This window comes from Streptomyces sp. AcH 505 (assembly GCF_000818175.1).
In the GTDB taxonomy this organism is placed as follows: Bacteria; Actinomycetota; Actinomycetes; order Streptomycetales; family Streptomycetaceae; genus Streptomyces.
The window spans coordinates 5,138,892-5,153,188 of record NZ_JTIY01000001.1; the positions used below are offsets into that span (position 1 = coordinate 5,138,892).

Sequence of the window (14,297 nt, forward strand, 5' to 3'; positions counted from 1 at the left end):
GCCGAAGGGCAGCCGCGCTCGCGGCGCTCGCGGCCGGCGTCGTGCTGGCCGTCACCGGCACCGTCGCCCTCGTCACCGACCGGTCCCCGGCGCCCGAGCAGGTGGACAGAGGCGCACTTCCCCTGCCGCACGGCACGGACGGCCACACCGCCACGCAGCACCCGCGCGCGGCGCCACCGATGCGCATACGAATATCCGCGATCGGCCTCGACCACGCGCTCATCGGTCTGCGGGTGCAACAGGACGGCCACCTCGGCGTACCGCAGCGTCCCGACCAGATCGGCTGGTGGAGCGACGGCCCGCGGCCCGGTGATCCGGGCGCCGCCGTCATCGTCGGGCACGTCGACTCGGCCACCGGCCCCGCCGCCTTCTACGGCCTGTCCTCGCTCCACCCGGGCGACACCATCAGCGTCGAACGCGGTGACCACACCAAGGCCGACTTCACCGTCCGGGCGCTGCGCCAGTACGAGAAGGACGCCTTCCCCGACGACCAGGTCTACGTCACGGCAGGTCCTCCCGTGCTGCGGCTGATCACCTGCGGCGGCAGCTACGACCGCGAGCGCGGCGGCTACCGGGACAACGTCGTCGTCTACGCGACGCTCAAGCCTCCGGCGTCGAAGCACTCCTAGTTCGCCCGTCCAACCACCCCTCACCGGAGCGGGAATTGACGCACTTCCTCCGCCGGCGCGCAGCGCGCCGACGCACTCTGCCGGCCGCCGCCGTGACCGTGGCGCTCGGCGTGGGACTCTTCGTCGCCGGAGGCATCGGCCTCGCGCCACGCGACGCGGGGCGCCACGGCAGCGGCATCTCCCCGCGCACCGAGGCGGCCGGGCCCGCGACCGGGGCCGATCCGCTGTCCGCCGGCATCACCACGCTCCAGAACCACCTGCGCCACACCCCGACGGACGCCGTCGGCCTGGCGACCCTGGGGCTGGACTACGTCCAGCAGGCCAAGACCACGGCCGACCCGACGTACTACCCCAAGGCCGAAGCCGCGCTCAAGCGCTCACTGAAACTGGCGCCCGCTGACAACTTCACCGCGATGGGGGGCATGGGCGCCCTGGAAGCGGGCCGCCACCGCTTCAGCCAGGCACTCGACTGGGCCCGCCGCGCCGTCGCCGTCAACCCGTACAACTCGTCCCTGTACGGCACGCTCGCCGACGCCTACACCCAGCTCGGCCGCTACTCCGAAGCGGCCGACGCCGTACAGAAGATGGTCGACCTCAAACCCGGGGCACCGTCCCTGTCGCGTGCTTCCTACGTCGCTGAGCTGCGCGGCGACACCAAGACCGCCCGTACCGACATGCGGCGCGCCCTCCAGGACGCGGCAGGCCCCGCCGACCAGGCTTTCGCCCGCTACTACCTCAGCGAACTCGCCTTCAACCAGGGCGACCCGGCCACCGCACTCGACGAAGCCGAGGCCGGACTGCGCGCCGCGCCTTCCTACACCCCGCTGCTCCAGGCGAGGGCCAGGGCCGAGGCCGCGCTCGGCAGGACCAAGGCGGCCGTCGCCGACCTCGGCCGCGCCGTGCAGCGCGTACCGCTGCCCGAATACGTGCTCCAGCTCGGCGAGTTGCACCGGTCGCTCGGCCATCCGCGGGAGGCCGCCCAGCAGTTCCAGGTCTTCCGCGCCGAACAGAAGCTCTTCACCGACAACGGCGTCGCCCTCGACGCGGACGCCGCGCTCTTCGAAGCCGACCACGGAAACCCCGGCCGGGCCCTGACCATCGCCCGGCAGGGCCTCAAGAGCCGGCCGTTCCTCGACTCCCACGACGCCCTGGCCTGGGCGCTGCACGTCAACGGCCAGGACGACGAGGCCCTCGCCGAGTCCGACCGGGCGCTCGCCCTCGGCACCCGCAACGCCCTGTTCCACTACCACCGCGCGATGATCCAGCGGGCCCTCGGCAACACCTCCGCCGCGCGGGACGGGCTGAAGCAGGCTCTCGCCGTCAATCCCCACTTCAGCCCGCTCCACGCGCCGAAGGCGCACGCGGCCCTCACCGCCCTGACGGCTACCCGAAGGTGAAGGAGTACGCCTGGTCGGTTTCCCGTCGACGAGGACCGTGACCGGACCTTCGCCCGCGAGCACCGGATAGGCGGCGACCTTGTCGTCGACCAGCGGGTCACCGATGTAGCCGGCGATCCGCAGGGTGCCGAGACAGGTCTCAGGCGTGCGGTCCTCGGTCAGGTCCGTGTCGCTCTGCTTGGTCCTGACACCCGGCCGGGGGTGACCTGGGGTTTCGCGTGTCGTGAGCCGGGTTCCGTCGTTGGTGGAGGTGCGGCCCGGATCGGTCAGGGCCCGGACGAAGGAGGAACCTGATGGGTGTCGAGACGCGGGGTACGGGCGGCAGCGCGGGGCGCATGGGCGCGCGGGCCGCGATGCTGGGCGCGGTGGCCGGGGTGGCGCTGCTCCCGGCCGGCGCCGCCCAGGCGAACGTCGTCGGGGTCGGCAACGCGGCGTTCGGCAACACCTGTGCCAGTCATGACGACGCGCGGGCCGAGGGCGCGACGGTGACCGGCAGCGGACTCGCGAACGGCAACCAGACCGGCTTGCCGCTGAGCCTGCCGCGTAACCACTGCGGCAACAGCGGCATCATCTGCACCGCCGTGTTCATGTCCAGTGTGTGAGCAGGACGGCGAGCAGCGGATGACCGGCGGGACGGCGCGGAGTGGTGGGACGGCGGCGGACGCGCCGGTGGCGGAGCGGGCGGTGGAGGCGCTGCTGTCCCTGAGCGGGCGGACGCTGCCTCTGCTGCGTGAGTGGGTGGGCTCGGACCCGGACTGCGGTGTGGCGCGGGCGCTGCTCGCCCTGGCAGCGGGCGGGCACTGGGACGACACGGTGCTCAAGGAGCAACTGGTGATCGCGCACCGGGACGCGCGGGCCGCGGGGGAGCGGGAAGCGAGCCTGGTCCACGGGGTGTTCCTCCATACCCACCGGCAGTACCGGCTGACGGCCGACCACTTGGCGGGGCACTTCGACCGCTGGCCCGCCGACGAGCAGGCCGGGATCATGCTGGGTGCCTTCTCCGCCTGCGAGGACGCCGACTACCGCGCGCGGGGCAACCTGCTGATGGAGCATCAGGCCGCGCACGCCGGTCCGGACAGCTGGCCCTGGGTGAGCTGGCTGGCCTCGACCCGGGCCGAGCAGGGCCGGGTACGCGAGGCGCACGCGCTGGCGGAGCGGGCCCTGGTCCGCCATCCCCGCTCGGGCGTGGCCGCGCACGCCCTGGCGCACGCGGAGCACGAGTTGGGCACAGGCCCCGCCGGCAGCGGCTTCCTCGACGACTGGCTCGCCACCGACCCGCACGCGCTCCAGGCGCGGCACTTGAACTGGCACGCCGCCCTGCAGTCCATCGCCTGCGGCGACTTCGCCGACGCGCGCCGACGGGCCGACACGGCCCTGGCACGTACGGACGTCGGCATGCGGGCCGCGACGAACTGGCGCCTGCTGCTGGCCGGTCAGTCACCGGCGGGCCGCAGCGACCCGGACCACATCCGGGAACTGCTCGCCGCGCCGGGCGGTACGGCGGAGGTCTTCCACACCTTCAACCTCGCCCTGGCGCTCGCCGTGGAGGGCGCGACCGACGACCTGCACCAGCTCTCCCGCCGGGCGTCGGCCGACGAACGCGCCGACTACCGCGAGGTCCTGGCGCCCGTGGTCGAGGCGCTGGCGGAGGTCACGGCGGGGCGCCCCCGCGCTGCGGCGGACCTGTTGAGCGGCCTGGGTGAGAAGGCCGAGCGGATCGGGGGAGTACGGGTGGAGCGCGAGATCATCCAGGACACCCTCGCCCGTGCCCTCATGGACGCGGGCGAACCCGCCCGCGCGGCGGAGCTGCTGCACCACCGCACCGGCACCCGCCGTCACCACACCTACGAAACCCTGCTCCTCACTCCCCAACGGCTCCCCGTCACCCCGTCGTCGCCCATCGGACCGCCGCCACGACACCCAGCACCACCGGCGGCGCCAGCCACCAGCGACCCATCGTGCGCCGCACCGAGGGCGCGAGTGTGATCAGCAGGGCCAGACCGCTTGCCACGAGGGTGAGCAGGCACGACAGGACGATCCCGGCGCGTGCGTCGTCGTCCCAACTGCCCCCCGGTTCAATGGTCAGCGCCGTGTAGCAGAACCAGGCCGCCACGAGGTGGAGGAGCACGAGCGGAACGGCCAGGACCCACCGCAGGCAGCCCTGGTCCTCGGTCGTCCGGGTGGCTTCGGTGCGGTCAAGCATCAGCGCAGTGCTTCCCTTGCGTGGTCGAGGTCGCGGTCGAAGTTGTGGCCGTACGTCTGGGCCTTGCCCGACTCCCAGTACGGTCCGCCGTTGTACCGCGCGGCGAGTTCCTGGTACTGGGCGGACGTCATCTCCTGCGGCGGTACGTCGGCGAACTCGCTCTCCGCCTTGAGCTGGGCCAGATACCCGGAGGCGATGAAGATGTTCTGGCCCGGGTCCTGGAGGGACTCCTCCACGACCGACCGCTGGAGGTCGGTGAGATTGTCCGGATCGTAGCCGAGCACCTCGGCGCCCCGCCGTACCTGGATCGCGATCGGGCCGAAGGACGTCTCGTCCGGTGTCCCGCCGAGACGCCACGGCAGATTCTCCGGCGAGACGGGGCTCAACCCCCAAGGCGCGTCGGCCTGTTCGCGGATGGTGTCGGTGATGTCGTCCAGGAATCCCGGCTGGCCCGCGATCTCCTGCCACGCGATGCCCGCGACCATGTCCGCCGGCAGTCCGGAGTTCGTTGCCGCGGCCTGGATGATCTCCTTGTTCGCTGCGATCCAGGCCGCCTTCTCCTTGTCCGTGGACGGGGGGTTCCAGTAGGCGTCCTTCGCGTCCGGCAGATGGGCCAGCCGGGTCCGGATGTCGCTCAGCGTCGGTGAGACGGGACTGGACCCGGTTTCTGCGACGTAGTCGTGCTTGGGGCCGCTGCCGGGCAGATGCGTGAGGGGGTTGTCGCTCGCCTCCTGGGCCTCCCTGCGCATCGCTGCGATGGCCGAGACGATGTCCACCCGGTCGATGAAACCCATCCGGAACTCGGGCAGCAGATCGTAGGCCTGCTTCATTCCGTGGACGCAGATGTCGCGGGCTTCCTTCTCCGTGGTCTTCGCGAGATGGAAGCAGCCGCCCGCTGCGTCATGCAGCTGGTTCGCCGCGTCCTTGATGTCGTCGACGTCCATGGTGAGTTCGGCGAAGAAGTCGAGGACACCCGTCGTCGCCCGCATGTCCTCCCACTGCCGCATGGGCTCCGCGTCCTGCGCCTTACGGGTGACCGCCGTGCCTTTGGTACCGATGAGATCGGCCAGGGCCTGTTCGTTCTCCTTTCCCGCCGAGTAGTAGCCCTTCGCGCTCTCCAGCGCCCAGGCGTACGCGCGCAGGGTGCTGCTCGCCTGGCCGTACCCCTCCGCCATGCTCGTCAGCAGTTTGCGCGCCTCCGCGACGCGCGCTTCGTAATGCTGACTGCCCTCACTTTTCCAGTGCGTTCGCTTCTCCGCCCGCTCGGCGGGCTCGTCGACTTCCGCCAGCATGTCGCGTAACCGCTGGAACTCGTCGGCATTCCGCTCCACGAGCGCCGGATTGCAGCCTTCCAGGAATTCGACGTCCTTGCGGTGGCTCAGCCCGCTCACTTCGCCTCCGGTGCCACGTACTGACCGTCGCTCAGGACCAGTCCGAGGAATCGCCGTACGTTGTCGTCGTCCACGGTCACGAAATCCGTCCCGGTGGTCTTCAGGCGGGTGGCGAGAGCGGCGAAGAGCGCCACCGTGTCCTGGAACTGGTCGTCGGCGAACCGGCCGAAGCGCTCCACCTGGGCCGCGACGTCATGATGCGCCCTCGGCTCCCTGGCCAGGGTGCACAGGTCGCCGTCCGGCCTGCCTTCGTAGAGAAAGCCGGCGATTTCGATGAGCAGATTCGCATTCCCGTTGATGGAATCCGTGTTGTAATCCAGGGTTCCACCGGAAGGAGTTCCTCCGGGACCGGAACTCGGAGTAGGCTCCAGGTGATTGAGCCGCATGGCGTCCGAGCGCCGGTCAAGCGCATCGGCCTTGGACGCGGCCCATTCTTCTTCGAACGACACAAATCCCCCCGTCGTCGCCCCGGGATCCGCCGTCCCGGAGGGCCATGAATTTTATCAGCACTCAACCGGGCCGCGCCAAGCCATTTCAAGCCGCGGCGGCGACGTTGCGGCCTCGCGTTGTGAGCCCCGCCGAGACCCCCGCCGATACGATGCGTGACATGACCGACGAGCCGAACCGCGCAGCGCCCTACCGGCAGCCCCGGCAGGCGCGCAGCGCCGCGACGCTGGCTCGCGTCCTGCGGGCGGCCGAGGACATCGCCTCCTCGTCCGGCCTGGAGGAGATGACGATGACCGGCGTCGCGGAGCGCGCCGGCGTCGCCGTCGGCTCGATCTACCGCCGCTTCGAGGGCAAGGAGCAGTTGATCGCCGCCCTCACGGAGCGGATGCTGGAGCGGCGCGAGGAGTACGTGGCGGAGCGGCTGCGCACGGCCGAGCCGTCACTTGCCGGCGTCATGGACGCCTACGCCCACGCGCTGTTGCAGTCCTTCGCCGACCACAGCACCCTCTTCCCCGAACTGCTGCGGACGCGGGGAGCCGGCGCGCTGGACCGCGGTGCCCGCACGATCAGCGAGATCCACCGTCTCCTGCTCGAAGCGGCGGCTCCTCACACCCACGAGATCCGGCGCCCGGACCCGGCGGCAGCCCTGGACACCGTGGCCCGCGCCGTCCTCGGCGCCTGCTTCCACAACTCCGTACGCCCCGATCCCGTCACCGGCGAGGTGGCCCGGCGTCAGTACGCCGACGAGCTCAGCGACATGGCGCTCGCCTACCTGCTCACCCCCGGCCGTCGCCGCACCGCGCACAGCTGAACCGGCGGCAATGCCCGCGCACGACTCTGGACAGCCCGGCCGGTGGCATGTTGTCATGCAACGGCCACTGTTTCCAACGTTGTACTGACTGTAAGTAATCGAGTGCCGTATCTCAGTCAAGGAGAATTCGTGCGCACCAAACGACTCAGAGGCAAACTGGCCATGCTTCTGGCCGCCGGGCTCGGCCTCGCCGTCCTGACCGTGCCGCCGTCGGCCGGGGCAGCCGGAGCCGCCGAGGACCCCGCAGGAGCACACGGCCTCAAGGGCGAATACTTCACCCAGTCCGCCCCGGGCGCCTTCGACTTCGGTGAGCTGAAGGCCACCGGCTTCGACCCGAACATCGACTTCAACAGCCTCGACTCGCGGCTGCAGACCGCCACCGGCCAGGCCGACGACGCCAGTGTGCGCTGGACGGGCGAGGTCGTGCCCGAGGAGACCGGTGCGACGACCTTCTCCGTCATCGGCGACAACGGCTTCCGGCTCTGGGTCGACGGCAAGCTGACCATCGACCACTGGGTCGACGACTGGGAGAAGGAACAGACCTCCCAGCCCGTCGAGTTGACGGCCGGTAAGGCCTACGACATCAAGGTCGAGTACTTCGAGCACACCGGCGGCTCCAACCTCCATCTGCGCTGGACCGAACCCGGCCAGGAGAAGGAGGCCATCCCCTCCTCCGCGTTCCGCCTCCCCGCCGACTGGGACTACGACGGGGCCATCTCGACCACTGTCCTCAAGGACGGCCGCAGCCTCAGACTCGACTTCGCACAGCCCCTCGCGGCGCTCCCGAGCGGCCTCGCCGACCACCTCCAGGCCGTCATCGGCGGCGCGAAGTGGCCGCTCGGCACGGTCAAGGCCGACCCCGCCGACCCGCGCTCCCTGGTCGTCGGACTCAAGGAACCGGTCGTCGGCAAGAAGGGCGGCGGCGCCAGTGGCCAGGCCGACCTCACGTACGACGGCAACGGCGGCCTGACCGGCTCGGACGGCGCCGCCGTCGGACAGTTCTGGAGCAGCGGGCCGAACAACTCGGAGTACGAGCTGCGCACCAAGTGGGCCGACGAGGTGGGCCCGAAGAACGCCCATCCCGAGTACCCGCGGCCCCAACTCACCCGCGACGACTGGCAGAACCTCAACGGCCAGTGGCAGTTCGCCGCCGCACAGCCGGGCGACAAGCCCCCGGTCGGCAAGCAGCTCGCCGAGAAGATCCTCGTGCCGTACCCGGTCGAGTCCCAGCTCTCCGGCATCGAACGCCACGAGGACCGGATGTGGTACCGCCGCACCTTCACCGTTCCCAAGGACTGGAAGGTCGGCAAGAGCAAGCATCTCCAGCTCAACTTCGGAGCTGTCGACTGGCAGGCCGACGTGTACGTCAACGGCAAGGCGGTCGCCCAGCACAAGGGCGGCTACGACAAGTTCAGCGCCGACATCACCGGCGCGCTGAAGCCCGGCCGTACCCAGGAGCTGATCGTCGGCGTCTACGACCCGACCGACGCGGCGGACGGCGAGAACCCGCCGGTCGGGAAGCAGCGCCTCGACCCCAGCGGCATCTGGTACACCCCGTCGTCCGGTATCTGGCAGACGGTGTGGATGGAGCCGGTGGCCGCCACCCACGCCGCCGACCTCAAGATCACCCCGGACGTCACGGCGGGCCGGGCCACCGTCGAGGTCAAGGGCGTACCGGACGGTGTCCCGGTCACGGCGACGGCCTACGACGGCAAGCGGAAGATCGCGACCGCCGCGGGACGCACCGGCGCACCGGTCAACCTGAAGATCAACAAGGCGCATCTGTGGTCCCCGGACGACCCGTTCCTCTACCAGCTCAAGGTGCGCGTCGGGCAGGACCAGGTGGGCAGTTACTTCGGGATGCGCTCCATCGCCGTCGAGAACGTGAACGGCACGCCGCGTACCGTACTCAACGGCAAGCCCGTCTTCATGATGGCCACGCTCGACCAGGGCTTCTGGCCGGACGGGCTGCACACCGCGCCGACCGACGAGGCGCTGGCCTACGACCTGAAGACGCACAAGCAGATGGGCTTCAACTCGGTCCGCAAGCACATCAAGGTGGAACCCGACCGCTGGTTCTACTGGGCGGACAAGCTGGGCCTGCTGGTCTGGCAGGACATGCCGGCGATGAGCGCGGAGCCGGACACGGCCGCCCGTGCCGAGTACGAGCGTGAGCTGAAGACCATGATCGACCAGCACAGCAGCCACCCCTCGGTGGTCATGTGGGTCACCTTCAACGAGGGCTGGGGCCAGTACGACGTGGGCCGCATCGCCGAACAGGCCAAGGCCTGGGACCCGACGCGGCTGGTCAACAACATGTCGGGGCTCAATCTGGGGGCGGACGGCGGGACCGGCGACATCATGGACGAGCACGGCTATCCGAGTCCCGCCCTGCCGCCCAACCCCGACGGCAAGCGCGCCCTGGTCAGCGGCGAGTACGGCGGACTCGGACTCGCGGTGCCCGGACACGCCTGGGCGGTGCAGCAGTCGTACGTGGACGTCGATCCGGCGGCCTACACGGACGACTACCTGGCGCGGCTCGCCGAGGTCCACCAGTTGGCGTGCCAGGGCAGCAACGGCGCTGTGTACACGCAGATATCGGACGTCGAGGGTGAACTCAACGGCCTGATGACGTACGACCGCAAGGTCGTCAAGCCCGATGTGAAACGGCTGAAGGCGGCGCAGGACGCGCTGATCCACGACGCTTCACAGGCGACCGTGGCCGGCTGCTCGGGCAGCTGACCCATCAGGCGCATCGGCCCCCTCCCCGGTCAGAACCACGGGGAGGGGGCCGGTGCGGTGCCGGGGGCAGGTGCTCATGCCCACCCGGGGCGCCGGGCCGGTCAGCAGGTGTCGTCTCCGGAGGTGACACACCGGCGGGCTTCGAGCCGGCCCGCGTAGCGGTCCGCGCGGTTGCGGGCCCGGTTCATGTCCCCCGACTCCCTTTTGGCCGCACGCCCGTTGGGCCCCGAGCAGCAGGTCTCACCGAACCAGGAGTACACCCACCGGCAGTGTGTGTCCGGCCCCTCCCGCGTCGGGTTCGGCGGCAGGTCGCACGAGCCGTGACGGTGGTCATGAGCCGGACGAGGACGGTGCTCGGCGCAGCGCACCCACAACGGTTTGGTCTTGTCCGTACGGGACATCTCGTTCCTTCCGGAACCCGCCGCCCGTGCCCCCGGAACCTCCGGGCGGGCGGCTAGGTCGACCACGTCATGGGGCACTCTCCTTCGTCTGTCTGTGGCGCTCCGTTCCAGGGTGCCACGGGGCAGCTCGCGGGGACCGGCATTAATTGCTCAGCGAGTCCCGGGACACCGGGAAGTCGAAGTAGTCCGAGGGGAAAGTTTCCGGCGAATAGGTGAAATGCCACCACTCCTCGGCGAGATTGACGAAGCCGAGGGATTCCAGGGCGTTCTTCAGCTTCAGCCGGTTGGCCCGTTGCGTCCCGACGATACGGGGATCAAGCGTGTGGGCCAGGGTGTCGAAGCAGTCGTATCCCGTCCCCATGTCGATGGAGTTGTCCGGGAATCTCTTCTTGGCCGGCGCGTAACAGGGGGCAAGGGGCTCGCCCGGCACGTACGGGCGGGTGGTGGCCGCGGGCAGCTTCACCAGGGTCAGGTCCACCGTACTTCCCCGGCTGTGACCGGACTTGGCCGCGATGTACCCGTCGGTGAAGAGGTCCGTCTTCTCCACCCGTGGATAGAACTCGCCCTTCATCAGCTCGTCGTCCAGATCCTCGGCCCAGGTCACGAAGCTGTCGACGGCGCGCTGCGGCCGGTAGCAGTCGTACACCTTGAGGGTGTAGCCCTGCGCGAGGAACGTCCGCTCCGCCTTCGCCAGCGCCTGGGCCGCCGGGGCGGTGAGGATGCACAGCGGCTCTTCGTAGCCGTTGATCCTGCTGCCCATGAAGTTGTGCGGGGTGTTGTACCGGATCTCCTGCAGAATGGACGGTGCCACGTCGTGCAGGGCGACGAATTCGGGCGGGGCGGTATCTCCGGTAGCGGCCTGGGCCGTTACGGGTGCGCTCACCGCCGTGGTGAACACGGCCGAGAGGATGGCTAATACGGTCGTGAGGCGCCGGAAGGCGCGGTTGGTGATCACGGCTCAACACTGAACATCATGTGGTGACAGAAGACAACGCGATCCCTTGTCATATCTGGTCCTTGCTCTCGTGGAACAGTTCCGCGAAGCTCGGATACTCCTCGACCGTCCCGTACTTGGGCGTGAACTCGTAGGCGGTCCACTCACCGTCCGGCTGGGTCTCGGTGGGATCGAGCAGCCACAGATCCTCGCCGGCGGCGACCAGCAGGGCGCGCCGGAACAAGTCGGCGAGGCTGATGGTGTCGTCCTCGGGGTCTTCCCCTTCGGCGTAGAGATGAATGAAGCTGTCGCCCGGCCCGGTGTTCCGCATCCAGTCGATCTCGGCGCACGGGCTGATCCGGTCGATCCACCCGCCGACCCCCTGCCAGCCGTCGGTGACGGTCAGGAACGCCCGCAGGCTGGGCGGGAATTGGATGCCCAGACGCTGCTCCTGGGCCGCTATGGTCTGCTCACCCGCAGGCTCGGCGCCGAGCCAGTGGCTCTCGATCTGCTCGGCCGTCAGGGACGAGTACTCCTCGTCCTCGTTGGCCTCCACGTACTCCTTGCCGTACTCGGCCAGGTAGCCGCGCCATTCCTCGACGGTTCGCGGCGCGTCTTCGAGTGGCAGGTCTGTCATGTCAACACTCCTGTTCGGCAGGGAAGTTCCGTGCGTCATTCTGGACCATGGACGGGAGCAGCCGCGCGGAACCAGAGTTGTCATGCCCCTTGCAAACGGCCCTGAAGTGCGTGTGAAATCGTGTTCGATGGACTTCACCCCGATGGACTTCCAGACCGGCAAGATCCCGGTGTCCGACGCCGCGGAGCTGGTGCTCTCGGTGGTCTACGAGTCCGGCTTCCAGAACTTCGCCGGCTCGCTTGACGAGTACCGCAAGCGTCCGGAGCTGGAGAGGTTCCTCGCGGACGTGCCCACGGCCTGGGACGAGACGCGGCTGGTGTCCGGCGACCCGGGCAAGGAGACCACCATCGCCCGCCGCGACGGCGACCGGTGGTTCCTGGGCAGTGTCACCGCGGGCGACGCCCGCACCGAAGAGGTGCCGCTCACGTTCCTGGGGGACGGCAGGTACACCGTCGACGTGGTCAGGGACGGCCCGGACGGGCTGGTGCGGGAGAGCCACGAGGCGACGGCCCAGGACACCCTGACGGTGGACATCCCGGCCGACGGCGGCTTCGCGGCCGTCGCCCACAAGGCCTGAGATCTCCCGGACCGCCGCGGCGGCGGCGGCCAGGACCACGGGCGAGCCACGGCCCTCTTCGTCGCCGTGATGCCGCCGTAATAGGGGGGTTTAAGGGGTTACTCCACGCTGACCGCGCGTGTCAGCCTACGGGCGGTACGGCCGGGCGCCCCGCACGGCGCCTCGCCGGCCGCTGAGCCGCACCGTCCGCCTGGACCCCCGTTCCGAGCGGACGGTGCGCTGTCCACGAGACCCCGCCGTTCCCCGGCCCCGCCGCCTGCCTGTGACACCCGTCGTGGCACACCGGTGACAAACGTCGTGGGCGCGGCAGGGGCCCCGCGGGCAGGCTGAGAGCAGGCTCGCCGCGGTAGCGCGCGGCGGGTGCGGGAGGGCCGGTACTGCCGGTCGACGGAGCAGCCGGGCAGCACGCTTGAAGGGGAAGAACCATGTCGGAGACGGGAACCGTGGAGTTGGGGAAGGGGCCGTCCGGTACGGGCGGCGCAGACGACGTCGTACTCGCGCGCTTCTTCTGGCTCGGCATCGGCGGGCTGATGCTCGGCATGTTCCTCGCCATGCTCGACAGCCTGATCATCGCCACCTCGCTGCCCACGATCGTCGGTGACCTGGGCGGCCTCGACCATCTCTCCTGGGTGGTCACCGCCTACCTGCTGGCGACGGCCGCGACCACGGCGATCTGGGGAAAGCTCGGCGACCTCTACGGCCGCAAGCGCGTCTTCCTGCTGTCGATCGTGCTCTTCCTCGCGGGCTCCGTCCTGTCTGGACTGGCCCAGGACATGGGCCAGCTCATCGGCTTCCGCGCGCTGCAAGGACTCGGCGGCGGCGGACTGATGGTCGGCGCGCAGGCGATCATCGGTGAACTGGTGCCGCCGCGCAAGAGCGGCAGGATCCAGGCCATGATGGCCGTCATGATGCCGACCGCCTTCGTGGGCGGCCCGCTCGTCGGCGGCTTCCTCACCGACAACTTCGGCTGGCGCTGGGTGTTCTACGTCAACATCCCGATCGGCGCCCTGGCGCTGCTGGCGACCGGCCTGTTCATCCACACCGCGGCGCCGACCGTCCGCGCGAAGATCGACTACCTGGGCACCGGACTCCTGACGGCCGGCATCGTCGCCCTCACCCTGCTGACGAGCTGGGCCGGCTCGGAGTACGGCTGGGCCTCGGCGCAGATCATCGGTCTCGCCGTCGTCTCCGTGGCCGCCCTGATCGCCTTCGGCTACGTCCAGCGGCGGGTGGCGGAACCGCTCATGCCGCCGCGGATGTTCCGCGACCGCAACTTCATCATCGCCCAGGCGCTGTCGTTCTTCGGCGGCGCGGCCATGTTCACCGCGACCAACTTCCTTCCCCAGTACACCCAGTACGCCCGCGGCGTCTCGTCGACCACCGGCGGTCTGCTGCTCATCCCGATGATGCTGGGCATGGTCGACATGATGGTCGTCGCCGCCATCCTGGTCACCAAGACCGGCAAGTACCGGATCTACCCGATCCTCGGCGGTGCGCTGGTCACCGTCGGCATGCTGCTCCTGCTGGTGCTCGACGCCGGCACCAACACCCTCGTCGGCTCGCTGCTCACCGCGGTGATCGGCCTCGGTGTGGGCTGTCTCGTCCAGAACACCGTGGTGATCACCATGAACAGTGTGGAGATCCGGGACATGGGGGCGGGCACCGGCGCGAACACCCTCGCCCGTCTCATCGGCGGCTCGCTCGGCGTGGCGCTGCTGGGTTCCCTGTTCAGCAACCGCCTGGAGGACACCCTCGCCGACCGGCTCGGACCCGGCGGTACGGGCAAGGGCGGCGGCGCGTCCGGGGACCTGACGCCGGAGCTGCTGCGCAAGCTGCCGCAGACGGTCCAGGACGCCTTCGGCGACGCGGTGACCAACGGGCTGCATGTCGTCGCGATCGGCGGCGCCGTGGTGGGAGTCCTGACCTTCGCTGTGGCGTGGTTCATCCGCGAGGTGCCGCTGCGCGACACCAACGAGACGTCGGCGAAGGACGCCGGTGGCCCGGACGCCGCTCCGGACACGGACACACGTACGGACGCGGATACGGACACGGTCACGGATGCCGACGCGCGTGCCGACTCGGCGCCGGACACCGACTCGGCCCGCGCCTAGGGCGGGAGGAGCGCGGC

At 70.0% G+C, this 14,297-nt stretch carries 12 protein-coding genes; 8 read left to right on the forward strand and 4 right to left on the reverse strand.

Annotated features, from left to right (window positions below; all coding sequences use genetic code 11):
- From HY68_RS23475 to HY68_RS23490, 4 genes are all read left to right on the forward strand, one after another.
- A partial coding sequence (locus HY68_RS23475) for a class F sortase (RefSeq protein ID WP_241778654.1) occupies window positions 1–629 on the forward strand: 629 nt, incomplete at its 5' end.
- A 92-nt stretch (window positions 630–721) separates the two neighbouring features.
- Window positions 722–2,026 (forward strand): tetratricopeptide repeat protein, encoded by a 1,305-nt coding sequence (locus HY68_RS23480; RefSeq protein ID WP_241778655.1) that lies wholly within the window; start codon window positions 722–724, stop codon window positions 2,024–2,026.
- Window positions 2,027–2,319: 293 nt separating this feature from the next.
- Window positions 2,320–2,628 (forward strand): chaplin family protein, encoded by a 309-nt coding sequence (locus HY68_RS23485; protein WP_041991916.1) that lies wholly within the window; start codon window positions 2,320–2,322, stop codon window positions 2,626–2,628.
- The gene (locus HY68_RS23490; RefSeq protein ID WP_241778656.1) at window positions 2,621–4,012 is read left to right on the forward strand and encodes a hypothetical protein; all 1,392 of its coding nucleotides are present in this window, start codon (window positions 2,621–2,623) and stop codon (window positions 4,010–4,012) included. The genes HY68_RS23485 and HY68_RS23490 overlap by 8 nt, the downstream gene beginning before the upstream one ends.
- Window positions 4,013–4,228: 216 nt before the next feature.
- Here HY68_RS23490 and HY68_RS23495 read toward each other — a convergent pair whose 3' ends face one another.
- Together HY68_RS23495 and HY68_RS23500 are read right to left on the reverse strand one after the other, a co-directional pair.
- Window positions 4,229–5,620: a hypothetical protein gene (locus HY68_RS23495; protein ID WP_052457152.1), complete on the reverse strand. Its 1,392-nt coding sequence runs from the start codon at window positions 5,618–5,620 to the stop codon at window positions 4,229–4,231.
- Window positions 5,617–6,069, reverse strand: a complete 453-nt coding sequence (locus HY68_RS23500) for a hypothetical protein (protein WP_241778657.1) — start codon at window positions 6,067–6,069, stop codon at window positions 5,617–5,619. Before HY68_RS23500 ends, HY68_RS23495 begins: the two co-directional genes overlap by 4 nt.
- A gap of 158 nt (window positions 6,070–6,227) precedes the next feature.
- Between HY68_RS23500 and HY68_RS23505 the strand changes: the two genes are divergently transcribed.
- Window positions 6,228–6,878 (forward strand): TetR/AcrR family transcriptional regulator, encoded by a 651-nt coding sequence (locus tag HY68_RS23505; protein WP_241778658.1) that lies wholly within the window; start codon window positions 6,228–6,230, stop codon window positions 6,876–6,878.
- A 129-nt stretch (window positions 6,879–7,007) separates the two neighbouring features.
- Window positions 7,008–9,620 (forward strand): glycoside hydrolase family 2, encoded by a 2,613-nt coding sequence (locus HY68_RS23510; RefSeq protein ID WP_041991920.1) that lies wholly within the window; start codon window positions 7,008–7,010, stop codon window positions 9,618–9,620.
- Between the two features lie 543 nt (window positions 9,621–10,163).
- Here HY68_RS23510 and HY68_RS23515 read toward each other — a convergent pair.
- Together HY68_RS23515 and HY68_RS23520 are read right to left on the reverse strand one after the other, a co-directional pair.
- On the reverse strand, window positions 10,164–10,919 hold the full coding sequence (locus tag HY68_RS23515) for a M15 family metallopeptidase (RefSeq protein ID WP_041996939.1): 756 nt from the start codon (window positions 10,917–10,919) through the stop codon (window positions 10,164–10,166).
- Window positions 10,920–11,025: 106 nt separating this feature from the next.
- A complete protein-coding gene (locus tag HY68_RS23520; RefSeq protein WP_041991922.1) occupies window positions 11,026–11,592 on the reverse strand; it encodes an SMI1/KNR4 family protein in 567 nt (188 codons plus the stop codon).
- 127 nt (window positions 11,593–11,719) lie between these two features.
- On the opposite strand from HY68_RS23520, the gene HY68_RS23525 reads away from it, so the two are divergent.
- The gene (locus HY68_RS23525; RefSeq protein ID WP_041991923.1) at window positions 11,720–12,169 is read left to right on the forward strand and encodes a glycoside hydrolase family 97 C-terminal domain-containing protein; all 450 of its coding nucleotides are present in this window, start codon (window positions 11,720–11,722) and stop codon (window positions 12,167–12,169) included.
- Window positions 12,170–12,594: 425 nt separating this feature from the next.
- Entirely contained in the window at window positions 12,595–14,280 is a 1,686-nt protein-coding gene (locus tag HY68_RS23530; RefSeq protein WP_078863743.1) for an MDR family MFS transporter, read from the forward strand.
- The last annotated feature ends 17 nt before the right edge of the window (window positions 14,281–14,297 follow it).

What these genes read in the sequence shown, in the direction of transcription:
- HY68_RS23505 (WP_241778658.1), top strand. Translation starts at nt 6,228, where the DNA reads ATGACCGACGAGCCGAACCGCGCAGCGCCCTACCGGCAGCCCCGGCAG.
- HY68_RS23530 (WP_078863743.1), top strand. Translation starts at nt 12,595, where the DNA reads ATGTCGGAGACGGGAACCGTGGAGTTGGGGAAGGGGCCGTCCGGTACG.
- HY68_RS23485 (WP_041991916.1), top strand. Translation starts at nt 2,320, where the DNA reads ATGGGTGTCGAGACGCGGGGTACGGGCGGCAGCGCGGGGCGCATGGGC.
- HY68_RS23525 (WP_041991923.1), top strand. Translation starts at nt 11,720, where the DNA reads ATGGACTTCACCCCGATGGACTTCCAGACCGGCAAGATCCCGGTGTCC.
- HY68_RS23520 (WP_041991922.1), bottom strand. Translation starts at nt 11,592, where the DNA reads ATGACAGACCTGCCACTCGAAGACGCGCCGCGAACCGTCGAGGAATGG.